Origin of the sequence: Streptomyces coryli (assembly GCF_011044975.1) — a bacterium.
Lineage (GTDB): Bacteria > Actinomycetota > Actinomycetes > Streptomycetales > Streptomycetaceae > Streptomyces > Streptomyces coryli.
Genome location: NZ_JAAKZV010000020.1, coordinates 15,425 through 40,589 on the forward strand (window position 1 = coordinate 15,425; position 25,165 = coordinate 40,589).

General features: G+C 71.1%; 18 protein-coding genes and 2 pseudogenes. 11 read left to right on the plus strand and 9 right to left on the minus strand.

Features of this window, described 5'->3' with window-relative positions; all coding sequences use genetic code 11:
• Nucleotides 1-223: 223 nt before the first annotated feature.
• The 3 genes from G5C51_RS07480 (at nucleotide 224) to bglX (ending at nucleotide 9,480) form a co-directional block, all read left to right on the plus strand.
• Nucleotides 224-3,448 carry a S8 family peptidase gene (locus G5C51_RS07480; RefSeq protein WP_338118046.1) on the plus strand — a complete coding sequence of 1,075 codons (3,225 nt, stop codon included), beginning with the start codon at nucleotides 224-226 and terminating at the stop codon, nucleotides 3,446-3,448.
• A gap of 305 nt (nucleotides 3,449-3,753) precedes the next feature.
• Nucleotides 3,754-7,020, plus strand: a complete 3,267-nt coding sequence (locus tag G5C51_RS07485; protein ID WP_338118047.1) for a S8 family peptidase — start codon at nucleotides 3,754-3,756, stop codon at nucleotides 7,018-7,020.
• A 129-nt stretch (nucleotides 7,021-7,149) separates the two neighbouring features.
• Nucleotides 7,150-9,480, plus strand: coding sequence for a beta-glucosidase BglX (gene bglX, locus G5C51_RS07490; RefSeq protein WP_165233728.1), 2,331 nt, complete (start codon nucleotides 7,150-7,152; stop codon nucleotides 9,478-9,480).
• Nucleotides 9,481-9,516: 36 nt separating this feature from the next.
• Here the strand turns inward: bglX and G5C51_RS07495 are convergent, their stop codons facing one another.
• From G5C51_RS07495 to ilvA, 3 genes are all read right to left on the minus strand, one after another.
• On the minus strand, nucleotides 9,517-10,386 hold the full coding sequence (locus tag G5C51_RS07495) for an ABC transporter permease (protein ID WP_165233731.1): 870 nt from the start codon (nucleotides 10,384-10,386) through the stop codon (nucleotides 9,517-9,519).
• Nucleotides 10,383-11,387 carry an ATP-binding cassette domain-containing protein gene (locus tag G5C51_RS07500; RefSeq protein ID WP_165233734.1) on the minus strand — a complete coding sequence of 335 codons (1,005 nt, stop codon included), beginning with the start codon at nucleotides 11,385-11,387 and terminating at the stop codon, nucleotides 10,383-10,385. Before G5C51_RS07500 ends, G5C51_RS07495 begins: the two co-directional genes overlap by 4 nt.
• 124 nt (nucleotides 11,388-11,511) lie before the next feature.
• A complete protein-coding gene (ilvA, locus tag G5C51_RS07505) occupies nucleotides 11,512-12,750 on the minus strand; it encodes a threonine ammonia-lyase (RefSeq protein ID WP_165233737.1) in 1,239 nt (412 codons plus the stop codon).
• A gap of 143 nt (nucleotides 12,751-12,893) precedes the next feature.
• On the opposite strand from ilvA, the gene G5C51_RS07510 reads away from it, so the two are divergent.
• The 3 genes from G5C51_RS07510 to G5C51_RS07520 are packed head-to-tail and all read left to right on the plus strand — an operon-like array spanning nucleotide 12,894 to nucleotide 14,194.
• The gene (locus G5C51_RS07510; protein ID WP_165233740.1) at nucleotides 12,894-13,403 is read left to right on the plus strand and encodes a MarR family winged helix-turn-helix transcriptional regulator; all 510 of its coding nucleotides are present in this window, start codon (nucleotides 12,894-12,896) and stop codon (nucleotides 13,401-13,403) included.
• Between the two features lie 42 nt (nucleotides 13,404-13,445).
• Entirely contained in the window at nucleotides 13,446-13,946 is a 501-nt protein-coding gene (locus G5C51_RS07515) for a sigma factor-like helix-turn-helix DNA-binding protein (RefSeq protein ID WP_165233743.1), read from the plus strand.
• Nucleotides 13,943-14,194, plus strand: coding sequence for a hypothetical protein (locus G5C51_RS07520; protein WP_165233745.1), 252 nt, complete (start codon nucleotides 13,943-13,945; stop codon nucleotides 14,192-14,194). The genes G5C51_RS07515 and G5C51_RS07520 overlap by 4 nt, the downstream gene beginning before the upstream one ends.
• A gap of 12 nt (nucleotides 14,195-14,206) precedes the next feature.
• Here G5C51_RS07520 and G5C51_RS07525 read toward each other — a convergent pair whose 3' ends face one another.
• The gene (locus G5C51_RS07525) at nucleotides 14,207-15,382 is read right to left on the minus strand and encodes a cystathionine gamma-synthase (protein ID WP_165233748.1); all 1,176 of its coding nucleotides are present in this window, start codon (nucleotides 15,380-15,382) and stop codon (nucleotides 14,207-14,209) included.
• A gap of 80 nt (nucleotides 15,383-15,462) precedes the next feature.
• Here G5C51_RS07525 and G5C51_RS07530 point away from each other — a divergent pair, with 80 nt between their 5' ends.
• The 4 genes and pseudogenes from G5C51_RS07530 to G5C51_RS07545 all read left to right on the plus strand — a co-directional run.
• Entirely contained in the window at nucleotides 15,463-16,578 is a 1,116-nt protein-coding gene (locus G5C51_RS07530; RefSeq protein WP_165233751.1) for a hypothetical protein, read from the plus strand.
• A gap of 26 nt (nucleotides 16,579-16,604) precedes the next feature.
• Nucleotides 16,605-17,279, plus strand: a complete 675-nt coding sequence (gene msrA, locus G5C51_RS07535; RefSeq protein ID WP_165233753.1) for a peptide-methionine (S)-S-oxide reductase MsrA — start codon at nucleotides 16,605-16,607, stop codon at nucleotides 17,277-17,279.
• A 68-nt stretch (nucleotides 17,280-17,347) separates the two neighbouring features.
• On the plus strand, nucleotides 17,348-17,929 hold the full coding sequence (locus G5C51_RS07540; protein WP_165233756.1) for an SMI1/KNR4 family protein: 582 nt from the start codon (nucleotides 17,348-17,350) through the stop codon (nucleotides 17,927-17,929).
• A pseudogene (locus tag G5C51_RS07545) lies at nucleotides 17,930-18,022 on the plus strand (peptide-methionine (S)-S-oxide reductase MsrA); the annotation flags it as partial.
• Here G5C51_RS07545 and G5C51_RS07550 read toward each other — a convergent pair.
• Nucleotides 18,006-19,022 carry an LCP family protein gene (locus G5C51_RS07550; RefSeq protein ID WP_338118048.1) on the minus strand — a complete coding sequence of 339 codons (1,017 nt, stop codon included), beginning with the start codon at nucleotides 19,020-19,022 and terminating at the stop codon, nucleotides 18,006-18,008. The pseudogene G5C51_RS07545 and the gene G5C51_RS07550 overlap by 17 nt on opposite strands.
• Nucleotides 19,023-19,107: 85 nt before the next feature.
• A complete protein-coding gene (locus G5C51_RS07555) occupies nucleotides 19,108-21,216 on the minus strand; it encodes a bifunctional polysaccharide deacetylase/glycosyltransferase family 2 protein (RefSeq protein WP_165233821.1) in 2,109 nt (702 codons plus the stop codon).
• A gap of 172 nt (nucleotides 21,217-21,388) precedes the next feature.
• On the opposite strand from G5C51_RS07555, the pseudogene G5C51_RS07560 reads away from it, so the two are divergent.
• Nucleotides 21,389-22,086: pseudogene (locus G5C51_RS07560) on the plus strand (GNAT family N-acetyltransferase).
• Nucleotides 22,087-22,101: 15 nt separating this feature from the next.
• Here G5C51_RS07560 and G5C51_RS07565 read toward each other — a convergent pair.
• The 3 genes from G5C51_RS07565 to trhA all read right to left on the minus strand — a co-directional run bounded on the left by G5C51_RS07565 (nucleotide 22,102) and on the right by trhA (nucleotide 25,145).
• Nucleotides 22,102-22,734 (minus strand): TetR/AcrR family transcriptional regulator, encoded by a 633-nt coding sequence (locus tag G5C51_RS07565; protein WP_240929456.1) that lies wholly within the window; start codon nucleotides 22,732-22,734, stop codon nucleotides 22,102-22,104.
• Nucleotides 22,735-22,738: 4 nt separating this feature from the next.
• Nucleotides 22,739-24,328: an MFS transporter gene (locus tag G5C51_RS07570; RefSeq protein WP_165233762.1), complete on the minus strand. Its 1,590-nt coding sequence runs from the start codon at nucleotides 24,326-24,328 to the stop codon at nucleotides 22,739-22,741.
• 130 nt (nucleotides 24,329-24,458) lie between these two features.
• Nucleotides 24,459-25,145, minus strand: a complete 687-nt coding sequence (gene trhA / locus G5C51_RS07575; RefSeq protein ID WP_165233765.1) for a PAQR family membrane homeostasis protein TrhA — start codon at nucleotides 25,143-25,145, stop codon at nucleotides 24,459-24,461.
• Nucleotides 25,146-25,165: the final 20 nt, after the last annotated feature.

Sequence of the window (25,165 nt, forward strand, 5' to 3'; positions counted from 1 at the left end):
TTCCGGGTGAATACTCGTGAGAACCGTGTCGCCCGCCGCTGACCACGGCGGGCCAGCGACCAGGAGGGGATCCGTGAAAAGACGGGCACGAGTAAAGAGAACCTGGGCCGCCACAATCGCCGCAACAGCGGCGGTGGCGGTCACCGCGGGGCTCACGTCGGCAGACGTGGGCCCCGCTTTTGCTGCGGGGAAGGATGCGCCCGCTGCCGGACGGGGCGGCCAGGTGAAGCAGTGGGTCACGCTGATCACCGGCGACCGAATAGGCGTGGACGCCAAGGGCAACGCCGTCGCCGTACGCCCGGGGGAGGGGCGTGCGAAGATCCCGGTGCAGATCCAGAAGGCCAAGGGCCACAGCTACGCGATCCCGCTGGACGCGAGCCGGCTGGTCGCGGGCGGCACCGTGGACCGGCGGCTGTTCGACGTCACCACGCTCAGCAGGCCCGAATACGTCCGCGCCCAGGCCAAGAGCCTCGGTGTCATCGTCGGCTACAAGGGCGAAGCCCCGGCCGCCGAGGCCGACTTGAAGAAGGCGCCCGGCACGACGACGAAGCGCGAGCTGCCGGCCATCGACGCCCAGGCCGTACGGGTGCGGAAGGCCGACGCCGGCGCCTCCTGGGCGGCCCTGACCCGCGGCCCCGCCGATTCGCCCGCGCCCAAGGCCGCGGCCTCCGGCGTCAAGCGGGTCTGGCTGGACGGCGTACGCAAGGCGAGCCTCGACAAGAGCGTCCCGCAGATCGGCGCCCCGGCCGCCTGGAAGGCCGGTTACGACGGCAAGGGCATCACGATCGGCGTGCTGGACACCGGCGTCGACGCCACCCACCCGGACCTGGCGGGCCAGGTCGTCGCCGAGAAGAACTTCTCCGACGCCCCGGACGCCAAGGACCGCTACGGCCACGGCACCCACGTCGCCTCCATCGCCGCCGGTACGGGCGCCAAGGGGGGCGGCACGTACAAGGGCGTCGCTCCCGGCGCGAAGCTGATCGCGGGGAAGGTGCTCAACGACGACGGCTACGGGGAGGACTCCGGCATCATCGCGGCGGCCGAATGGGCCGTCGCCGAGGGCGCCGACATCATCAACTTCAGCCTCGGCGGCGGGGACACCCCCGAGCTCGACCCGCTCGAAGCGGCGGTCAACGAGATCTCCAAGGACAAGGGCGTGCTCTTCGCCGTGGCGGCGGGCAATTCCGGCTATGGGGGCGCCGGCACCATCGACTCCCCGGGCAGCGCCGACGCCGCGCTCACGGTCGGCGCCGTGGACGACGCCGACAAGCTCGCCCCCTTCTCCTCCCGCGGCCCGCGGATCGGCGACGGCGGCGTGAAGCCCGACCTCACCGCGCCCGGCGTGAACACCACGGCCGCCGCGGCCCCGGGCAGCGTCATCGAGCAGGAGGTCGGCCAGAAGCCGGACGGCTACCTGACCATCTCCGGTACGTCGATGGCCACCCCGCATGTCGCGGGCGCCGCGGCGCTGCTGAAGCAGCAGCACCCGGACTGGAAGGGCGATCAGCTCAAGGGCGTGCTGACCGGCTCCACCAAGGCCGGCAAGTACTCCGCGTTCCAGCAGGGTTCGGGCCGCGTCGACGTCGCGAAGGCGATCACCCAGTCCGTGTACGCCGACCCGGTGTCGTTCAACTTCGGCAAGCAGGAGTGGCCGCACACGGACGACAAGCCGGTCTCGAAGAAGGTCACGTACCGCAACACCGGCGCCAAGGACGTCACCCTGAAGCTGGCCGTGACCGGCCTCGACCCGAAGGGCAAGGCGGCCCCCGCCGGCTTCTTCAAGCTGGACAAGAAGGAGGTCACCGTCCCCGCGGGCGACACCGCCGACGTCACCGCCACGGCCGACACCCGGCTCGGCGGCTCGGTCAACGGCGCCTACAGCGCGTATGTGACGGGGACCGGCGGCGGCCAGACCGTGCGCGTCGCGGGCGGTGTGGAGCGCGAGGTCGAGTCGTACGAGGTGACCTTCAAGAACCTCGACCGCGACGGCAAGCCGACGGCCGCCTTCGAGAGCACGCTCTTCGGCTACGAGGGTCCTGGCGCGGGCGACTTCATGGAGCTGCCGCTCAAGGAGACCGTTACCGTCCGGCTCCCGAAGGGCCGGTACGCGATGTCCTCGATCCTGCCCGTGGCCAGGGGCGAGGAAGCCAAGTGGGACGGCGGCGACTGGCTGGGGGTGCCGCACCTCAACGTCAGCAAGAAGCAGACGCTGACGCTGGACGCCCGCACGGCCAAGCCCGTCGACATCACGGTGCCGGACAAGAAGGCCGAATCGACCTTCGCCGCCCCCGAGTTCAGTGTGGACGGGGCCGACGGGGGCATCTCTTTCGGCATCTGGATGAATGACTACGACGGCTTCCGCAGCGCGCACGCGGGCGCGGCGCCCCTCAAGGGCAGCCTGTACCAGGCGTTCCCGGCGTACTTCCGGAGCGGCGAGGACGGACCCGAGTACCACCTCGTGTACGGCGGCAAGGTCAGCCGGCTGGCCGACGGGTTCGTCCGGCACGCGGGCAAGCGCGACCTGGCGAAGGTGACGGCCGTGCTCGGCGCGTCGATGGCGGGCAAGTCCGGCCATCTGATGGCGATGGCGTACGTGCCGGGCTCGTCCGGCGGCACCGCGATCTCGTACGACCGCAAGCTGCCGTACGAGAGCACGCTCTACCTGGGCGGCTCGCAGACGGCCGAGTGGATGCTGGAACTCAACCAGACCGGAGAGCTGGACGAGGACGGCTGGCCGATCACCGAAGCCTGGTACTTCATCCCAGGCAAGCGCTACGCCGCGGGCAAGAGCTACGCGAAGGTCTTCAACACCGGGGTCTTCGGCCCGAAGCTCAACAGCAGCCAGGGTCTGTTCCGCAAGGGCAACACCCTCACCGCGCTGGTGCCGCTCTTCGCGGACGGCAAGAACCACAGCGGCAACTCGCTGTACGACTCGGCGACCACGACGCTCTACCGCAATGGCAAGAAGCTGGCCTCCAGCAAGAAGCCGCCGTTCGGTGACCTGTCCTTCAAGCTGCCCGCGGGCAAGGCGAAGTACAAGCTGACGGCGACGGTCGACCGGAAGGCGAAGAAGGTCGCGGCGGTGTCCCCGAAGGTGACCGCGAGCTGGTCCTTCACCTCGGCGAAGACGGCCAAGAAGACGAAGCTGTCCGCCTCGGCGGTCCGCTTCTCGCCGGAGCTGGCGCCGGACAGCACCGCCAAGGCGGGCAAGACGCTCACCGTGCCGGTCACGGTCCAGGGCACGGCGGCCGGCAAGCAGCTCAAGTCGCTGACGGTGTACGCCTCGTACGACGGCGGCAAGAAGTGGTCGAAGCTCACCGTGAAGAAGGGCGCGGTGAAGGTGAAGACCCCGGCGGCGGGGCAGACCGTGTCCTTCAAGGCGTCGGCGGTGGCCAAGAACGGCAGCTCGCTGAGCCAGACGATCTATGACGCCTACGTGGCGAAGTAGCAGTACCTGTCAGTAAGACCCGCGGCCCCGGCGACGTGCTAGCGACGCCGGGGCCGCGCGTGTTGGCTATTAGTCCAGATCATGCGTATCTCCCCAATTGGATCGAACTGTTCCATGAGTTTCTGACAAATACTCATGAGAACCGTGTTGTCCGCCACTGACCACGGCGGGCCGGACCAGGAGGGGAATCCGTGAACAGACAGGCAAAAGTGAAGAGAGCCTCGGCGGCCGCCACCGCCGCCGCGGCCGCGATAGCACTCACCGCGGGGCTCACATCTGCGGCCGGCCAGGGGAGGCCGGCGGATGTGAGCCCCGCTTCGTCGTTGTCGGGCAAGGGCGCGCTGAAGCAGTGGGTCACGCTGCTCACCGGCGACCGGATAGGCGTCGACGCCAAGGGCAAGGCCGTCGCCGTACGCCCGGGGAAGGGGCGCGACGGCATCCCGGTGCAGCTGCACCGGACGAAGGGCCACAGCTATGCGATCCCGCTGGACGCGAGCGGCCTGGTCGCGGACGGCACCGTGGACCGGCGGCTGTTCGACGTCACCGCGCTCAGCAAGCCGGAGTACGTCAAGCGGCAGGCCACGAGCCTCGACGTCATCGTCGGATACAAGGGGAAGGGCTCGGCCGCCGAAGCGGACCTGAAGAGCGCCCCCGGCACCGACGTCAAGCACGAGCTGCCCGCCATCGGAGCCGAGGCCGTCACGGTCAAGAAGGCCGACGCGGGCGCCTCCTGGGCTGCCCTGACCCGCGGCCCCGCCAACTCGCCCGCGCCCAAGGCCGCCGCCTCCGGCGTCAAGCACGTCTGGCTCGACAGTATCCGCAAGGCCAGCCTCGACAAGAGCGTCCCGCAGATCGGCGCCCCGGCCGCCTGGCAGGCCGGTTACGACGGTAAGGGCATCAAGATCGCGGTGCTGGACACCGGGGTGGACGCCACCCACCCGGACCTCGCCGGACAGGTCGTCGCCGAGAAGAACTTCTCGGAGTCCCCGGACGCCAAGGACCACTACGGCCACGGCACTCACGTCGCCTCCATCGCCGCCGGTACGGGCGCGAAGTCCGGCGGCACGCACAAGGGCGTCGCCCCCGGGGCGAAGATCATCGCGGGCAAGGTGCTCGACGACAAGAGCTCCGGCGAGGCCTCCGGCGTCATCGCCGGCGCCGAATGGGCCATTGGCGAGGGCGCCGACATCATCAACCTCAGCCTCAGCGGCGGGGACACCCCCGAGCTGGACCCGCTGGAGGCGGCCGTCAACGCGCTCTCCAAGGACAAGGGCGTGCTCTTCGCCGTCGCCGCGGGCAATTCCGGCTACGGCGGCAACGGCACCATCGGCTCCCCGGGCAGCGCCGACGCCGCCCTCACCGTCGGCGCCGTGGACGACGCGGACAAGCTCGCGGTGTTCTCCTCGCGCGGCCCGCGCGTCGGCGACTTCGCCGTCAAGCCGGACCTCACCGCCCCCGGCGTGGACACCACCGCCGCCGCGGCACCCGGCAGCGTCCTCGAGCAGGAAGTCGGCCAGATGCCGCCGGGCTATATGACGATCTCCGGTACGTCCATGGCCACCCCGCATGTCGCCGGCGCCGCCGCGCTGCTGGCGCAGCAGCACCCCGACTGGACCGGTCAGGAGCTCAAGGGCGCGCTGACCGCCTCCACCAAGGCCGGCGAGCACACCGCCGTCCAGCAGGGTTGCGGCCGTCTCGACGTAGCCCAGGCGATCAAGCAGACGGTGTACGCCGGCCCGGTGTCGATCAGCTTCGGCCAGCAGAAGTGGCCGCACGCTGACGCCGAGCCGGTGTCGAAGCCCGTCACGTACCGCAACACCGGCACAAAGGACGTCACGCTGAAGCTCGCGGTCAGCGGCCTCGACCCCGAGAGCAAGCCGGCCCCGGCCGGCATGTTCAAGCTGAACAAGGAGGAGGTCACGGTCCCCGCCGGCGGCACCGCCGAGGTGACCGCGACGGCCGACACCCGCTCCGGCGGCAGCCTGCACGGCTTTTACAGCGCCTACGTCACCGCCACCGGCGACGGCCAGTCCGTAGGTACCGCGGGCGGCGTGGAGCTCGAGGTGGAGTCGTACGACGTGACCTTCAAGAACCTCGACCGCGAGGGGAAGCCGACGGCCGGCTTCAAGACCACGCTCTTCGCGTACGAGGGCGGGCCCCCGGGCGGCAGGGCGATCAATCTGCCCCAGAAGGAGACCGTCACCGTCCGGCTGCCGAAGGCCCGGTACGCGATGTCCGCGTTCCTGCCCTCCGCCACCGGAGAGGACGCCCTCCCGAAGGGCGGCGACTGGCTCGGCGCCCCGAACCTCAACGTCACCAGGACACAGACGGTGACGCTGGACGCCAGGACGGCCAAGCCGGTGGACATCACCGTCCCCGACAAGAAGGCCGAAGGCACCTTCGCACCCGCGGGCTTCGCGGTGGAGAGCGAGAACGGCGGCATCGGCTTCAACATGTGGGTGCAGAGCTATGCGGACTTCCGCACCGCGCACATCGGCGCGGAGGCGCTCGAGGGCTCGCTGACCCAGTCCTTCCCGGCGTACTTCAGGAGCGGCGCGGACGGTCCCGAGTATCACCTCGTGTACAGCTCCAAGGTGAGCCGGCTGGCCACCGGGTTCGTCCGGCACCCGGGGGTCGAGGATCTGGCGAAGGTGTCGGTGCGGCTCGGCGCCTCGCTGCCGGGCAAGATCGGCTGGGTGACTCCGATGGGCCGGATCGGGGCCATCGGACCCCCCGCCACGCAGTACACGCGCGAGCTGCCGCACGACAGCACGCTCTATCTGGGCGGTGAGACGGGCCTGGTGTGGGACATCGACTTCGCGCAGGCACTGCCCTCCGAGGATCCGGAAGAGGAGCCGGAGCCGGAGGTCACGTATGCCCTCACGCCGGGCCAGGCTTACACCCCGGGCAAGAGCTACTCGAAGACCTTCAACGTGGGCGTCTTCGGGCCCAAGCTGAACAGCGGCTTCGGCATCTCCCGCAAGGGCAACACGCTCACCCCGAAGGTGCCGCTGCTCGCGGACGGCAAGAACCACACGGGCAGCTCGCTGTACGACAAGGCGACGACCACGCTGTACCGCAACGGCAAGAAGTACGCCACCAGCACCATGCCGCCGTCCGGTTTCCTGACCTTCAAGCTCCCTTCGGGGGAGGCGAAGTACAGGCTGACGGCGACGATCGACCGGGCCGCGAAGAAGGTCGCGTCCGTGTCGCCGAAGGTGACGGCGAGCTGGTCCTTCACGTCGGCCAAGACGTCGAAGAAGACGAAGCTGCCGGCCTCGGCCGTCCGTTTCTCACCGGGCCTGGCGGCGGACAGCACGGCGAAGGCGAACAGCACGCTCACCGTGCCGGTCACCGTTCAGGGTGCTGTGGCGGGTTCCGGCCTTGAGTCGCTGGCCGTGTACGGCTCGTACGACGGCGGCAAGACCTGGTCGAAGCTCACCGTGAAGAAGGGCGCGGTGAAGGTGAAGACCCCGGCGGCGGGCAAGACCGTCTCGTTCAAGGCGAAGGCCGTGGACAAGAAGGGCGGCTCGCTGACCCAGACGATCTATGACGCCTATCTGGCGAAGTAATCGTCGATGACAAGACCCGCGGCCCCGGCGACGTGCTAGCGACGCCGGGGCCGCGGTGTTAGCTTCGCCCTTCAAGATCCTTGTGCGGCACAGCTATTAGTGCCACGTTCCGTTTAAAGGATGTACAGCATGGGCGAGATCCGGCGTCGCACTCTGCTCGCGGCACTCGGCGGCACGGCCGGCACGGCCGCCGCATCCGGCATGACGGCCGGGCGGGCGGCGGCCGCGCCCGCACCCGCGGCCGAGGGCGCCGTGCCCGCCGCGCGCAGCCCGTACGAGTCCCGGATCCGCGCGCTCCTCGGCCGCATGACCACCGAGGAGAAGCTGGGCCAGCTGCAGCAGCTGACCTGGACGAACGACACCGGCCCTGGCGAGGGCCAGAACGCCCGCGCCACCGAGCTCGCCCGCACCGGCCGACTCGGCTCCGTGCTCAACGTCTTCGGCGTGAAGAACACCAACGCGCTGCAGAAGATCGCGGTCGAGGAGTCGCGGCTCGGCATCCCGCTGGTCTTCGGCCTGGATGTGATCCACGGCTACTGGACCACCTTCCCGATTCCGCTTGCGCAGGCGGCGGCCTTCGACCCGAAGGTCTCCGTGAGCGATGCCGAGGTGTCGGCGGGCGAGGCGCGGTCGAACGGGGTGCACTGGACGTTCGCGCCGATGATGGACGTCGCCCGCGATCCGCGCTGGGGACGGATCGCGGAGGGCGCGGGCGAGGACCCGTATCTCACCGCCGTCCTCGCGGCCGCCAAGACCCGCGGCTACCAGGGCCGGAGCAAGGACGCGGACCTGAAGGCGAAGGACCGGCTGGCGGCCTGTGCGAAGCACTTCGTGGCCTACGGGGGCGCCGAGGGCGGCCGCGACTACAACACCGTGGACGTATCGGAGTCCCGGCTGCGGAATCTGTATCTGCCGCCCTTCAAGGCGTCGGTGGACGCGGGCGCGGCGACGGTGATGGCATCCTTCAACGCCCTCAACGGCGTCCCGCAGCACGGCAATTCCCACACCCTGACCGGCATCCTGAAGCGCGAGTGGGGCTTCGACGGCGTCGTGGTCACGGACTACAACGGCGTCCAGGAGATGCTGTTGCACGGCTTCGCGGCCGATCCGGCGGAGGCGGGGGCGAAGGGGCTTTCCGCCGGGCTCGACATGGAGATGGTGTCCACCGCGCTGGCCGACCACGGCGCGGATCTGCTGGCCGAGGGCCGGATCGACGCGCGGCGTCTCGACGACGCGGTGGCGCGGGTGCTGCGGCTGAAGTTCCGGCTGGGGCTCTTCGACGAGCCGTACGCGGATGTGGACGGCGAGGTGACGAAGCCGTCTGCGAAGGCGCGCAAGGCGGCCCGGGAGGCGGCCGCCCGCTCGATGGTGCTGCTGCGGAACGAGAGCGGGGTGCTGCCGCTGGCGGCTTCGGCCGGGTCGGTGGCGGTGGTGGGGCCGTTCGCGGACTCGGAGGATCTGCTGGGTACGTGGGTGGGTCCTGGTGGGGCGAAGGGGCCCGACGGGGTGAAGTTCCCGCCGGTGACGGTGGTCGACGGCATCCGGGCCGCGACCGGGGCGAAGGTCACGTACGAGAAGGGCGTGGCGGCGGAAGGCTCGGATACCGGCGGGCTGGCGAAGGCTGTGGCGGCGGCGAAGGCGGCGGACGTGACCGTCGTGGTCGTCGGCGAACCGGCCGCGCTGAGCGGCGAGGCCGCGTCGCGCAGCGAGATCGGGCTGCCGGGGGCGCAGGAGCGGCTGATCGCGGCGGTGGCGGAGACGGGCAAGCCGTTCGCGGTGGTGCTGGTGTGCGGGCGGCCGCTGACGATCGGCGGGTGGCTGGAGGACGCGCCCGCCGTGCTGCTGGCCTGGCACCCGGGGATCGAGGCGGGCCACGCGATCGCGGACGTGCTCTTCGGTGAGGTGAACCCGGGCGGGAAGCTGCCGGTGTCCTTCCCGCGGTCGGTGGGGCAGATCCCGGTCCACTACAACCACGAGAGCACGGGGCGGCCGTACGACCCGGACGAGCCGAACGAGAAGTACGTCTCGAAGTATCTGGATCTGCCGCCGGGTCCGCAGTTCCCCTTCGGGCACGGGCTGTCGTACACGACCTTCGAGGTGGGCGCGCCGCGCCCGGCGGTGCGGACCATCGCGGCGTCGGCCCTGCGCGCCGGCAGGTCGGTCGAGGTCGCGGTGGAGGTCCGTAACACCGGCAAGCGCGCCGGCGACGAGGTCGTCCAGCTCTACGTCCGCGACCTGGTCGCGTCCGTCGTCCAGCCGGTCCGCAGCCTGCGCGGCTTCGAGCGGGTCACGCTGAAGCAGGGTGAGTCGAAGACCGTCCGCTTCGAGCTGGGGGCCGAGGAGCTCGGCTTCTGGACGAACGACACCCGCGGTGAATTCGTCGTCGAGCCGGGTGAGATGGAGCTCTACGCGGGCAACAGCTCGACCGCAAAGGCGATGGCGCGGCTCACGATCACGTGAGCCGCGCCATGGGGCCTGGTCCTGGTCCTGGTCCGGTCAGGCGGTCGCGTTGCGGTACTTGCGCACCGCCAGCGTCCGGAAGACGACGATGATCAGCACCGACCAGATCACCGAAGCCAGGATCGGGTGCTCCATCGGCCAGGCGCCGGTCACCGACTTCGGGACGCCGTCGATCGTGTTGCCGAACAGCTCGCGGGCCGCCGCGACCGTGGCGCTGAACGGGTTCCATTCGGCGACGTGCTGAAGGAACGTCGGCATACCGTTGACCGGCACGAACGCGTTCGAGATGAAGGTCAGCGGGAACAGCCAGATCAGGCCGCCCGAGGTCGCCGCCTCCGGGGTGCGGACCGAGAGGCCGATCAGGGCGCCGATCCAGGTGAACGCGTAACCGAGCAGCAGAAGCAGGCCGAAGCCCGCCAGCACCTTGCCGATGTTCTCGTGCGTGCGCCAGCCGACGAGCAGGGCGACGAGCGCCAGCACCGCCAGCGTCACCGCCGTCTGCACGAGGTCGGCGAGCGTACGCCCGGTGAGCACGGCGCCGCGGGCCATCGGCAGCGACCGGAACCGGTCGATGAGGCCCTTGTGCATGTCGTCCGCGATGCCCGCGCCCGCACCCGCCGTGGCGAAGGTGACGGTCTGGGCGAAGATGCCGGCCATCAGGAATTCCTTGTAGGCGGCGGCACTTCCCTCGGGGGCGCCCGGGATGTTGATCGAGCCGCCGAAGACGTACGTGAACAGCACCACGAACATGATCGGCTGGATCAGCCCGAAGATGACCATCTCCGGGATCCGGGTCATCCGGATCAGATTGCGCTTGCCGACGACCAGCGAGTCGCGGATCGACCCGGAAATCCCGCCCCGGGGAGCGGGGGCGAGCGTCGGCGCCTGAGTGGTGGGGGCGCTCACTTGGCGGTCTCCTTCTTGCCGGCCGCGGCAGCGGCGGCGGCTTCGTCCTCGGGCTCCGAGACCTCGGCCTCATGCCCCGTAAGGGAGATGAACACGTCGTCCAGCGTCGGGCGGCGCAGCCCGATGTCGTCGATCTCCACGCCGCGCTCGTCCAGGTCGCGGATGACGTCGGCGAGCAGCTTGGCGCCGCCGAGCACCGGGACGGTGAGCTTGCGGGTGTGGTCGTCGACGGCCACCTCGCCCTTGCCGAGCACGGCGAGGACGTCGCGGGCTGACTCGATCTGGTCGCGCTGGTGCACCACGACCTCCACCCGCTCGCCGCCGGTCTGGGCCTTGAGCTGGTCGGCGGTGCCGCGGGCGATGACCCGGCCGTGGTCGATGACGCAGATGTCATGCGCCAGGTGGTCGGCCTCCTCCAGATACTGCGTGGTCAGCAGCAGCGTGGTGCCGCCCTTGACCAGGTCCTGGATGACCTCCCACAACGCCTGCCGGTTGCGCGGGTCGAGCCCGGTCGTCGGCTCGTCCATGAACATCACCGGCGGCTTGACGATCAGCGCGGCTGCGAGGTCGAGGCGGCGGCGCATGCCGCCGGAGTACGTCTTGGCGGGGCGGTCGGCGGCGTCGGCGAGATTGAACTGCTCCAGCAGCTCGCCCGCCCGCTGCTTCGCCGCGGCCTTCGGCATCTGGTAGAGCTGGCCGACCATCTGCAGGTTCTCGCGGCCGGTCAAGTACTCGTCGACGGCCGCGAACTGGCCGGAGAGGCCGATGGAGCGGCGCACCTCGTTCGGGTGCTTGGCGACATCGATGCCCGCGACCTCCGCATAGCCGGAGTCCGCCTGCAGCAGGGTCGTCAGCACGCGCACGGAGGTCGTCTTGCCGGCGCCGTTGGGGCCGAGGAGGCCGAGGACGGTGCCTTCGGGGACATCGAGGTCTACGCCGTCCAGTGCCCGCACGTCGCCGAAGTTCTTCACCAGACCTTCGGCGTAGATGGCGCCTGGCATGAGGTCTCCCAGTTGTTGTGGTTTCTTTACAAATGTCCGCATAAGGGCGGGATAAGGCAACACGAAGAGGCTAGCCCGACGCGATATATCGCGTCAAGTCTCGAGTCGTGCGTGGAGTCGGCCGTCAGCCGATGACGCGATACCCGGCTTCCCCCAGGGCGGTCAGCACCGCCGCGCAGTGTTCGGGTCCCTTCGTCTCCAGCTGCAGCTCCACCTCGGCCTCGGTGAGCCCCAGGCGGGGATCCGTCCGCACGTGGCTCACATCCAGGACGTTAGCGTCCGCCACTGACAACACCTCGAGCATGGTCGCCAGCGCCCCCGGCCGGTCCTGCAGCCGCAGCCGCAGCGACAGATACCGCCCCGCCGCCGCCATGCCGTGCCGCAGGATCCGCTGCAGCAGCAGCGGGTCCACATTGCCCCCGGACAGCACCGCGACCACCGGACCCTCGAAGGCCTCCGGCTCGCTCAGCAGCGCGGCCACCGGCGAGGCCCCCGCGGGCTCGACGACCATCTTCGCCCGCTCCAGGCACAGCAGCACCGCGCTGGAGAGCGCGTCCTCGGAGACCGTACGGACCTCGTCGACCAGATCGCCAATGATTTTGAACGGGACGTCGCCAGGGCGTCCCACCTGGATGCCGTCCGCCATCGTCGCCACCGCGTCCAGGCTCACCGGCCGCCCGGCGGCCAGCGACGGCGGATACGCCGCCGCCCCCTCCGCCTGCACCCCGATCACCTTCACGTCGGGCCGCAGCGCCTTCACCGCCACCGCGATGCCCGCGGCCACCCCGCCGCCGCCGATGCCGACCACGACCGTGGCCACCTCGGGGCACTGCTCGAGGATCTCCAGCCCGACCGTGCCCTGCCCGGCGACCACATCCGGGTGGTCGAAGGGGTGGATGAAGACCGCGCCGGTCTCCTCGGCGTACTCCTGCGCGGCGCGCAGCGTCTCGTCGACGACCTGGCCGGTGAGCTTCACCTCGGCGCCGTAGTCCACGGTGGCGGCGACCTTTGGCAGCGGGGCGCCCACGGGCATGAAGACCGTCGACCGCACCCCGAGGAGCGAGGCGGCCAGCGCCACGCCCTGGGCGTGATTCCCCGCGCTGGCGGCGACCACGCCGCGGGCGCGCTCGTCCGCGCTCAGTCCGGCGATCCGCGTATAGGCGCCGCGCAGCTTGAAGGAGCCGGTGCGCTGGAGGTTCTCGCACTTGAAGTGGACCGGCGCCCCGACCAGGGACGACAGATGCCGGCTGCCCTCCAGGGCGGTGACGCGGGCCACACCGGAGAGGGTCTTCTGGGCGGTCTTGACGTCGTCCAGGGTGACGGTGTGCGGGGCAGGGCTTGCCTCGGCGGGCGGGTGGTTCATATCGCCAGTTTTGCATCCCGCGGTTGCGCGGCACCCGGGGGCGGACGGCCCGTAAGACTCTTTGAGCAGGACAGGTACGGTCCGGGGCCCGGCCGCGTACTCTGTGCGACACACTGCGAACACTCACGAAGAGAGCACCGGCCATGCCCTCGCCCACTGACACCACATCCGACGAGTCGACCCTGCTGGACGCCCTCCAGCATCAGGTCGCGATCTTCGCCCGGCGGGCGGAGCAGACCCGGCTCGGCGGTCTCGGACAGGTCCGTAATTCCATGGACCGCGCCGCCTATCTGCTGCTGAACCGCCTGGACCAGGAGGGCCCCATGGGGGTGAAGGCCCTCGCCGCCGGCATGGGCATCGACTCCTCGACGGTGACCCGTCAGGTCGCCCCGCTCGTCGACACCGGCCTGGTCAAGCGCACCTCGCACCCGGAGGACGGGCGCGCGGTGGTGCTGCAGCTCTCCCCGCGCGGGCTCGCCCGGCTGCGGGAGGTGCGGGAGTCGCGGCGCGAGCTGATGGCGCAGATCACCGATGACTGGAGCGCGGAGGAGCGCGAGATGTTCACCGCGCTCCTGACCCGCTTCAACGCGACCATCACGACCCGGACGTCCGATCGCGCCCCGGCCGCCCCGCAGGTGCCTACCGAGTCGTAACGGACTCTTGACCCGGGCCCGCCGCTGCCGTCAGATGGTGGCGTGACGGCCAGACGGCGGGTGGCCCAAGAGCGCCGTCGCGCCCGGGAGTTCGAGTCCTTCGTGGCGGGCGCGGCCGGTCGGCTGCTGCACGCCGCCAGGTTGCTGACCGGGGAGGACGGCGCCCCCGAGACGCCCGCCGCCGAGCAGCTGCTGACCATCGCGCTGGCGGGCACGTATGCGCGCTGGGGCCGGTTACGCGGCGAGGATCCGTACGAGGTCGCCCGGTCGGAGCTGATCGGCCGGTACGCGCGCACCGCCTGGCGCCGCCGCACCCGGACCGCAGGGGTGCTCGCCCGGCTCACCCCGCAGGAGCGGATGGTGCTGGTCTTACGGCTCTACGAGGGCGTCGCCGAGGAGCAGACCGCCGCCGCCCTCGGGCTGCCCCCGGAGCGGGTCGGCGCCATCCTGTGGCGCGCCTGCGCCACCGTCCTGGCGCCGCCGCCCCCGGACAGCTCCGCCGGCTCCGACTCCCCGCAGCAACCGGAACCGGCGACGCCATGACCAGGGCCGACCAGACCGAGGCACAGGTCCGCCGGCTGCTGCACGACCCGTACGCCCCGATCCCGCCCTATCTCGCCGAGCGCGCGATGGCGCGCGGCCGCCGGGTGCTGCGCCGCCGCCGGGTGGCGCGCCTGGTGGTGTGGGTGCTGGCGGCGGCGGTGCTGATCGGCTTCGCGGTGTGGGTGCAGATCGCGGACCCGTTCGCGGAGCCGCCGTCGACGACGACGCCGGACTTCGACAGCTGGTAGCCGATCGTTTGGTCAGCCCAGGGCCTGCCGCAGGTCCGCCAGCAGGTCGTCCACCGACTCGATCCCCACCGACAGCCGCACCAGATCCGCCGGCACCTCCAGCGCGGACCCGGCCGCCGACGCGTGCGTCATCCGCCCCGGGTGCTCGATCAGCGACTCGACGCCGCCGAGCGACTCGCCGAGCGTGAACAGCTTCGCCCGGTCGCACACCGCGACCGCCGCCTCCTCGCCGTCCGCGACCTGGAACGACACCATCCCGCCGAAGTCGCGCATCTGCTTCGCCGCGACCTCGTGCCCCGGGTGCCCGGGGAGTCCCGGGTAGTGGACCTTGCTGACCCGCGGGTGGCTGCTCAGCATCTCGGCGATCCGGGCGGCATTCGCCGAGTGCCGGTCCATCCGTACGGCCAGGGTTTTGATGCCGCGGAGCACCAGCCAGGAGTCGAAGGGTCCGGCGATGGCGCCCATCGCGTTCTGGTGGAAGGCGAGTTCCTCGGCGAGCGCCTCGTCGTTGACCACCAGCGCGCCGCCGACGACGTCGGAGTGGCCGCCCATGTACTTGGTGGTGGAGTGCACGACGACGTCCGCGCCGAGCGCGAGCGGCTGCTGCAGATACGGGCTGGCGAAGGTGTTGTCGACGACCAGCAGAGCCTCGGTGCCGTACGCGATCCCGGACAGGGCCGCGATGTCGGTGATGCCCAGCAGCGGATTGCTGGGCGTCTCCACCCAGACCACCTTCGTACGGTCGGTGAGCGCGGCGCGCACCGCGGCCGGGTCGGAGGTGTCGGCGACGGAGAACTTCACGCCCCACTTGACCGCGACCTTCGCGAACAGCCGGAAGGTGCCGCCGTACGCGTCATTGGGGATGACCACGTGGTCACCGGGGCTCAGGACCGTACGCAGCAGGCAGTCCTCGGCCGCGAGGCCGGAGGCGAAGGCGAGGCCGCGCCTGCCGCCCTCCAGCGCGGCGAGGTTCTCCTCCAGGGCGGTGCGGGTGGGGTTGGCGGAGCGGCTGTACTCGTAGCCGCCGCGCAGGCCGCCGACGCCGTCCTGCTTGAACGTGGACACCTGGTGGATGGGCGGCACGACGGCGCCGGTGGCGGCGTCCGGCTCCTGCCCGGCGTGGATGGCGAGGGTTTCGAAGGCTGTTCCGTAGCGGGGAGCCTCGAATGGTGCGTGCTGGTCGGTCATGCGCACCGAGGGTAGTCCGCCGGTACGGGCAAACGTCTGGTTTGCTGGAGGGAGAACCCAATGGAGTCGGAGCCCTCCCCATGGAAATCCTGTTCGTGCTGATGGCCGTCGCGATGTTCGGCTGGGTGGCGGCGACGCTGGTGCGCAGCCGTGGCGGCGGCGGCCTGGGAGTGGGGCGCGGCCGCGGCGGCGCTCCGATCGATCCCGCGGGCGCGTACGGCTTCGTCCCCGTCGAGCAGCTCGACATCCGCCTTCCCGGCCCCGACCCGCAGCTGGCCGAGGTGCTGGACGAGGTGATGAGCGACCACGACTGGCACCCGGCGGCCCGGCTGCTGGCGCTGACCGGCTCCGGCGAGTGGGAGCTGCGCTGGCAGCGGGTGCAGACGCTGGCGGGCGCGGCGGCGTACGAGCTGGCGCAGAAGCCGGGCGAGGGCGGCGGATGGCTGCGCGCCTGGCGCGCGGAGGCGCCGAAGGACGCGGGCGGGGCCGAGGTGTTCGCGGAGTTCCTGATCCGCCAGGCGTGGATGTCGGGCCCGGAGGCCGCCGACTACCGCATCATCCTGGAGGAGGCCCGCAAGGTCGCGGACGAGGCGAAGCTGCTGTCGCCCGGCAGCCCCATTCCGTACATCATCGAGCTGGCCGTCGCCCGCGGACTCCCGTACCGGCAGGCGGACTTCGAGGAGCTGTGGGCGCAGACGGAGTCGCGCGCGCCGCAGCACATGGGCGCGCACCTGGCCGCGCTGCTGTACGCCTGCGAGAAGTGGCACGGCTCGCGGGACGCGGCGTACGACTTCGCGGAGCGCTCGGCGGGCTCGGCGCCGGAGGGCAGCCTGCTGCCGGCGCTGCCTTTGTTCGCGGTCTACGAGCACCTGCCCGAGGCCAACATGGTGCAGGGCCTCTACCAGAGCGCCGTGGTCGAGCAGGCCATCGCCGGCGCCCTGTACGCGGTCTCGCACGCCCCCGCCGACCATCCGATGCTGCCGCACGTCCGCCACCTGCTGGTGTGGTTCCTGGTCCGGGCCGAGCGCTACGGCGAGGCGCTGGAGCAGATCCGCCACGTCGACGGCCACGTCGGCGCCGTGCCCTGGTCGTACGGCGAGAACCCGGCCGGCGAGTACGCCGCGTACCGGGCCCTGGCCATCGCGGGCCGCGAGGGCGGCCGCGGAATGCCGACGACCCGGGATTCGTTGCCGTAGAGCCGTCTGTTTCATTGAGGAGAGGCATGTTCGCTTCGTACCGCCGCCCCGCCCGGCTCACCACGCCCGAGGAGTCCCTCCCCGGCCGCTCGGAGCGCGCCTACGCCGTCCCCGACCGCCACACCGTGCTGGGCAACGCGCTGCTGGGCCCGTATCCGGAGGGGCTTGAGGTGGCCGACTTCGGCCTGGGCTGCTTCTGGGGCGCCGAGCGCGTCTTCTGGCAGACCCCGGGCGTCTGGACGACGCTGGCCGGCTACCAGGGCGGCCACACGCCGCACCCGACGTACGAGGAGGTGTGCTCCGGCATGACGGCGCACACGGAGGCGGTGCGGGTGGTCTACGACCCGTCGGCCGTCTCGTACGACACCCTCCTGAAGCTCTTCTGGGAATCCCACGACCCCACCCAGGGCCACCGCCAGGGCAACGACGTCGGCACCCAGTACCGCTCCGCGATCTACACCCACTCACCGGACCAGGCAGCCGCGGCGGCGGCATCGCGGGAGTCGTACCAGAAGGTCCTGACGGCGTCGGGCTACGGCGAGATCACGACAGAGCTGGAGCCCGCGGAGGGCCGCGAGTTCTACCCGGCCGAGGCGTACCACCAGCAGTACCTCTCAGACACAAAAAACCCGGACGGGTACTGCGGGTTGGGCGGGACAGGGATCTCTTGCCCAGTGGGCGTCGCTCCTGTTGAGGACTGAGCGGTAGCGCGCTGCAGAGCCCGTTCTCCGGCGTACGCTTCCTTGCCTCTGACTTCCGGGGAGGGGCGATGGGCGGTTTCTGGCGGCGTCGGCGGAGCCTGCCAACTGATGATGGTGCCAGTGGGCGTCTGGCGGTCTGGCCGGAGCGCTGGGGTGAGCTAGGCCCGGATGAGCGGATCGCTGCTGTGGCATCAGCGATCGTGGATGGCATCACGGCGATCCCGGGCCAGGTGCGGGGCCTCTCCGAGGAGACCATCCGCGAGATCGAGCGCGACCAGCCTGCCCCACTGTGCGAGGCCTACCGCTGCTTCCTCAGCCTCCTCGGCGGCGGCGCCGGCCGTCTCTTCCAAGGAACTGACGTCTTCTACCCAGACGTCATGGGCCTCAGAGAGGGCGCGCTGGAACTCCTGGAGGAGAACGGCTTCCCGTTCGAGCTCCAGGAGACGGATCGCGTGTTCTACATGCACCAGGGCTATCTGTTCTGGTTTCTGAGAGGGACTGGGCCCGATCCGGAAGTGTGGGGCTACGGGGAGGGTCAGCACGAGAACCAGCCGATCCTCGACTCCGACCGCTTCACCGACTGGGTCCGGGCGATGGCCGAGCAAGAAAAGGCGGCGTGGGCACGACTGAGTGTCACCGACGAGCTTTGACACCAGCAGTACCTCGACAAGAATCCGGCGGGCTACTGCGGGCTGGGCGGGACCGGGGTCTCGTGCCCGGTCGGCATCACTCCCGCACTCTGACCTGACGGTCCTCGCGGAGGTCTGAGAAGAGCTGGGTCGACTTCTTCTTGTCCCAGGCGATGGCGCTGCCCTTGGAGGTTGTCAGGCCGGTGGTGGAGACCGGGACGGTTAGTTGTTTGCCATTGCCTGAGGTGATCTTGCGCATGGCGGTGAAGAGGCGGGTCAGTTGGGGGAGGCCGGTGGACTTGTCGACTATGAGGGTGTCCAGGCCGGCGCCGGCTGTGTTGTAGGCGGTGGAGGGGTTGAGGAGGACGTTCTTCGATGCGGCCTTCGCGGCCAGTGCCGCCAGGAATTTCTGCTGATTGCGGGAGCGGCCCAGGTCGCCTTCCTTTTCCTGGTGGCGTTGGCGTACGAAGCCGAGTGCCTCGCGGCCGTTCAGGTTGTGGCAGCCCTTGGTGAGGTCGAGGCCGGACTTTTCGTCGACGATGTGACGGTCCACGCACATGCGCACGCCGCCGACCGCGTCCACGATGCCGACGAAGCCGGCGAAGCCGATCTCGGTGTAGTGGCCGATGCGCAGGCCGGTGTTGGACTCGACGGTGCGGACGAGGAGTTCGGGGCCGCCGAGCGAGAACGCCGCGTTGAGCTTGTTCTTCGCCCGCTTGTGGTGGATGCCGGTCTTCGGGTCGACGTAGGCGGGGATGGTGACCCACGAGTCGCGCGGCAGGCTGGTCAGGGTGGCGCCGTGGGCGCCGGTGTGCAGCACCATCATCGAGTCGGTGCGGCGGCCCTCGGAGTCGAGGGAGGAGCCGGTGTGCAGGTCCTTCGTCTGCCGGTCGGTGAGGCCCTCGCGGCTGTCGGAGCCCACGATCAGGTAGTTGGTGCCCCGGCCGGGGGCGGGCCGGTCCTGCAGCCCGGACAGATCGGCCTGGCTGTCGAGGCGGGAACCCGCCCAGACATAGGTGCCCGCGCCGCCGAGCAGGGACAGCAGGACCAGGACGCAGACCGCGCGCAGCGCGCGCCGGGCCCGGGAGCGGCGGCGCCGGCTCGGCTTGCGCACGATCCGCCTGGGCCGTTCGCCGGGCGAAGTCGGGTGCGGCGGGCGGGAGTTCAAGCGGGAGTTCAAGCGGGAGTTCAAGAGTTCGTCACCTCGTCGCCGACAGCCGGCGCCGGCCGTCGGCCGTCCTGTCGATGTGCGTGGCCGCCGCGGCGGCCGTACCGGAACGGTGCATGCGCTGCCACTTCAGCCGGCTGCCGCCGACGAAGGCGACCAGCGACTGGATGACCACGAGGTACATCAGCTGCCGGTACACCAGCAGCTGGAAGGGCAGCGACCACAGCGTGCGCCGGCGCTCTCCGTCGAGTCGCAGCGCGTAAGCGGCAACGGCCGTCTGTGCGGCCAGGAAGCCGACCCAGGTCACGATGGACTTCACCGGCGAGTCGGTGAAGAGGGCGCTGTAGAGCATGAAGACGTCGATGACCGGGGCGAGCAGCGGCAGCAGCACCTGGAAGAGAAGGAGGTACGACAGGCCGCGCCGCCCGAAGCGCCCGGCGTGCCCGACTTCCACGGCGGCCCTGCGGTGCTTCCACATCGCCTGCAGGGTCCCGTAGCACCAGCGATAGCGCTGCCGCCACAACTGCCGTAGCGACGTGGGGACTTCGGTCCAGGCGATGGCGGTCTCCTCGTATACGACCTTCCAGCCCGCCCGCCACAGCGCCATGGTGAGGTCGGTGTCCTCGGCGAGGGTGTCCTCGCTGAGTCCGCCCACGCCCCTGAGCGCGTCGAGCCGGAACGCGCCGATGGCGCCCGGCACGGTCGTCATGCACTCCAGGACCTCGAACATCCGGCGGTCGAGGTTGAAGCCGAAGACGTACTCCAGGTGCTGCCACCGGCCGAGGAGCCGCTTGCGGTTGCCCACCTTGGTGTTGCCGCTGACGGCGCCGATCGCCGGGTGGGCGAGCGGCTGGATGAGGCGCTCGATGGCGTCGGCCTCGAAGACGGTGTCCGAGTCGACCATCACGACGTACGGGCACCGGGTGTACCGCAGGCCGTGGTTGAGGGCCGCGGCCTTGCCCGCGTTGGCCTGGCGCAGCACCTGTACGCGCCGGTCGCGGCGGGCGTACTCGGTCGCGATCTCCACGGTGCGGTCCGAGGAGCCGTCGTCGATGACGATGATCTGCAGCTCACGGTGGGTGGAGGCGAGCAGCGAGCGCAGGGTGCCGCCGATCCCGGCCTCCTCGTTGTACGCGGGCACGAGGACCGTCACCGGGTCCTTGATCCGGCGCAGCCAGGGTGCCGCGGGGCGCTGCCGTTCCAGTCGTCTGACGTGCGCCCGGGCGTACAGGACGAGGATCAGCAGCCGCAGCAGCCCGAGCCCGGCGGCGATGGTCAGCACCCAGGACAGGGCGCTGACGAAGCTGCGGCCCAGGTCCTGGAACCAGATGAGGCCGGTGCCCGCCCACCGCTGGGGAGCGGATACGTCCTTCATGGCCGGCGCGGGGGAGTCGGCGCTCTCGGAGATCGTGGTGAACCGCTTGGCGTGCGGGTCGGAGAGCAGCTGCCCGGTCTCGCGATAGGCGAGGGAGGTCTGGCTGAACTGGCGGACGACGCCGTCGGCGGGCTTCTTCCCGGCGTGGTCCGCGGCCACCAGGAGGTAACCGTCGTCCGACGCCCTGCCCGCGGCCGGCCACTCGGCGCCGCACATGGTGGGGACGGTGGTGGTCAGCGGCATCCGCAGCAGCGAGGTCCGGAAGCCGTCGGCGCCCGCGAACGCGCTCTGGGTGAGGCCGAGCTCGAGTTTGCCGCGGGCCGTGGAGGCGGTGCCGAGGTCGGCGCCGGTGTATGTGTTGGAGCCGATCTCGTGCCCGGCCGCCCTGATCTGCCGGACCAGCTCGGGGTGCTCGGCGGCCTTGGCGCCGCTGAGGAAGAAGGTGGCGTGCGCGTGGTGCTTCTTCAGCAGCGCCAGCAGCCGCGGGGTCCAGGTCGGGTCGGGGCCGCCGTCGTACGTGAGGGCGACGGTGCCGGCGGGCATCGAGGCCGACTCGACCCGGTCGCCGTGCACCGAGAGCAGTGGGCCTGCCTTGGCCGCGTCCTGGGGGACCGGCTCGGTGCAGTCCTGCTTGGCGGGGGAGCCGTCGACCTCGTTCTGCGTCCAGCCCTGGAAGAGCAGGGCGCCGAAGAGGACGGGCAGCGTGAGGAAGAGGAGCAGCCAGTGCGCCCGCGGGTCCCGCGCCTGCTTGTGCCGGGCCACCATCAGGTGGCGCGCTCCGACCGTATCGGCCACCTTTTCTTCACGTTCCAGTCACACATGGGAGGCGAGTGTATTGATCTCGGCTTCTGCAATTTGTGGCATTGCCTAAGAAAACGGACGTAAGGGGCGTCGGTGTGAGGTACGCCTCGGCCGGTACCGTCCAGGAATGGACAGCATGCCGGCCGACGACGCCGCTCTCGACGACCCGGTGGGCGCCTCGCTACGGGGCCGCCACGCGCACCTCGCCCGCCGGGCCGGCCGGGCCGCCACCTACCTCCCGGACGTCGCGACCTTCTCCGCGGTGCCCGTAGCACCGAATCCCGCGGACTGGGCCGATCTGGCCCGGCTGCTCGGCGGCCGGGACGCATTCGCCGACATGTTCAGCTGCCCGGCGGCGCCGCCCGCGGACTGGACGCCGGTCTTCACCCTGGAGGGCCGCCAGCTGATCCGTCCCGACGGCGCCGCCCCGCCTGCCGCGACCTCCGACGACGTGCTCGAGCTGGGCGCGGCCGACGTGCCCGAGATGCTCGACCTGGCGGCGCGGACCAAGCCGGGCCGTTCTGGCCGCGCACCCGCGAGCTCGGTACGTACCTCGGCATCCGCGACGCGGACGGCACCCTGGTGGCGATGGCGGGTGAACGCCTGCGGCCCCCGGGCTGGACGGAGCTCAGCGCCGTCTGCACCGCCCCCGAGGCCCGCGGCCGCGGCCACGCCGCCCGCCTGGTCGGCGCGCTCGTCGCGGTCGTCCTGGCCCGCGGTGACCGGCCCTTTCTGCACGTGGCCGAGGCGAACACCGCGGCCATCGCCCTGTACGAGCGGCTCGGCTTCAAGACCCGTAAGCCGGTGACCTTCCGCGGCTTCCGCACGCCGTAGCCGGGCAGCCGGGGCTCAGAGCTCCAGCCCCCGCTCCAGCACCTCCAGCGCGCGGTCGACCGTCTCCGACAGGTCGTCCGTGCCGCCGCGGTCGACCCAGTCGAACAGCGCCTGCATCAGCGCGCCCATCACCGCGCCGACCACCACGCGCAGCTCGAAGTCGTCCACCGGGCGTCCGCTCCGCTCCGCGAGGACGGGCAGCAGCGTCTCGGTGCTGGTGTCCATCCCCTCGAGCATCCGCGCCCGCAGCTGCGGCACGGCGCGGATCAGCCGCAGCCGCACCCCCACCTCCTCGGTGACCTGCTCCCACAGCAGCCGCATCACATCGGTCATCGCCCGCCGCAGCGCCACCAGCGGCGGCTCGTCGGCGGGGCGGGCGCGGATGGCGTCGGCGAGCAGCGGGTCGTACTCGTCGGAGAGGATGATGTCCTCTTTGGTGGGGAAGTAGCGGAAGACCGTGCTCGGCGACACCTCCGCGGCCTCGGCGATCTGCTCGACCGTGGTGGCGTCGTAGCCCTGCTCCTGGACCAGCCGGTACGTGGCCTGCCTGATGGCCTCGCGGGTACGGATCTTCTTCCGCTCGCGCAGCCCGAGGCCCGCCTCGAGCGGGGCCGGGACTGCGGGGAGCGAGGAGCGGGGAGCGGCCATGGGGTCATTGTCTTGCATCGGCGGGCCGTTCCGCCTCCTCCTCCGCCTCCTCCTCCGCCTCCTCCTCCGCCTCCTCCTCCTGCTGCCGCCCCGTCCCCGGCAGGAACATCGCGGCGGCCGCCGCCGTGACCAGCGCCGCCACGCCGCACACCAGAAGCGACAGGCCCATGCCCCGTACGAACGCGGCGTCGGCGGACCGCGCCAGGCTCTCCGCGCCGAGCCGCTCGGCGACCGCGTGCGCCGCGACCACCGAGTCCTCGGCGGCGCGGGCCGCGGCGGGCGGCAGCCCTGAGGTGTCGATACGGCTGGTGTAGACGCTGTTCAGCAGGGAGCCGAGCAGCGCCACCCCGATCGCGCCGCCGACCTGGCGGAGCGTGGTGAGCAGCCCGGTGCCGCTGCCCGCCCGGTCCTTCGGCAGGGCGCCGAGGGCGGCGTCCATCGTCGGCACCATCGCGAAGCCGAGGCCGAAGCCGGTGAAGGACAGCCAGAGCGCGGTGGAGCCGTATCCGTCGGAGGCCTCGGTGCGGCTGCCGAGGAGCAGCGCGAAGGCGAAGACGGCCATGCCGCCGCCGACCACCACCCGGTTCCCGAACCGCCGCAGCAGCGGCGTCGCGGCGCGGGCTGCCACCAGCAGCCCGGCCATCAGCGGGATCAGCCGCAGCCCGGTCCCGAACGCGTCATTGCCGAGCACCGCCTGCAGATACTGCGGCAGCACGAACAGCATCCCCGCCATGACGAAGGTGGCGAGCACGGCGACGACGGCGTTCCAGCGGAAGCCGGGGTTGGCGAGCAGCGCCAGGTCCAGCATCGGCCGCGCCGCCCGCCGCTCCCGTACGACCAGAAGCGCCAGCAGCACGGCGGAACCCGCGAGCGTGCCGACGACCAGCGGGTCGCCCCAGCCCTCCGCGGGCGCCTCGATGACGCCGAAGATGAGCGCCCCGAGGCCGAGCACGCTGAGCGCCGTGGAGACCGGGTCCACGCGGGGCGTGGCCGGGTCGCGGGTCTCCGGGATCAGCAGCAGGCAGGCGGTGAGGCCGATGGCGACGAGCGGGACGTTGAGCACGAAGATCGAGCCCCACCAGAAGTGGTCGAGCAGCCAGCCGCCGAGCAGCGGCCCGAGCGGCATGCCGAGCGCCATGCCGGCGGTGACGGCGCCGACCGCCTTCGTCCGCTCCTCGCCCTCGAAGAGGGAGGGGATGACGGACAGGGCGAGCGGCATGATCAGCGCGCCGCCGAGCCCCATCACGGCGCGGGCGGCGATCACTGGGCCAGGGCTGTCCGCGAACGGCCCGATGAGGGTGCCGACGAGGAAGATCAGCAGCCCGGCGGCGAGCATCCGGCGCCGCCCGAACCGGTCGCCGAGCATCCCGGCGGGGAGCATGCAGGCGGCGAAGAGCACCGCGTAGGAGTCGACGATCCACTGCAGGTCGCCGGTGTCCGCGCCGATCTCGGCGGCCATGGTCGGCAGCGCCACATTGAGGATGGTCAGGTCGAATCCGAGCACCAGCACGCTCGTGACCAGGGCCGCGAGGGCCCACCAGCGCTTGCGGTCGGCCTTGCGGGCGGCCGCGTCCGATGAAAAAGTGGAAGTCACTCTCAAAAGATAGCGACTTCCGCGAGTGAGGGAAAGTGCGACGGCGCGACGGTGCGGCGGCGTCTGGGCGGCCGGACATGCGAAAGCCCCCGGCCGGGCGGCGGCCGGGGGCTTTCGGTCTGCGGCGGGCTTACGGGTGGGTGTACGCCACCAGCGACACACCCACGTAATGCACGACGAAGGCGGCCAGCGTGAAGCCGTGGAAGACCTCGTGGAAGCCGAAGTACCGCGGGCTCGGGTTCGGGCGCTTCAGTCCGTAGATGACGCCGCCGGCGCTGTAGAGCAGCCCGCCGACGACCACCAGGACCAGCACCGCGATGCCGCCGGCCCGCATGAAGTCGGGCAGGAAGAACACCGCCGCCCAGCCCATCGCGATGTAGCACGGGGTGTACAGCCAGCGCGGCGCCCCGACCCAGAAGACCCGGAACGCGATCCCGGCGGCCGCGGCCGCCCAGATGAACCACAGCAGCGCCTGCTGCCGGCCGCCGTCCAGGAGCAGGATCGTGAAGGGCGTGTAGGTGCCCGCGATGATCAGGAAGATGTTCGCGTGGTCCAGGCGGCGGAACACGGCATTGACCCGCGGGGACCAATTGCCGCGGTGGTACAGCGCGCTCACGCCGAACAGCAGGCAGGCGCTGAGTGTGTAGATGGCGCAGGCCACACGGCCGCGCGGGCTCTCGGCGAGGGCGGTGAGCAGCACGCCGGAGAACAGCACGGCAGGGAACATCCCCGCGTGCAGCCATCCCCGCAGCTTGGGTTTGACGGCGGCGCCGGCCGCCCGGACGTCGTCAATCACCTGGCTAGTCACCCTGCTCATGGTACCTACGCGACCGTAGG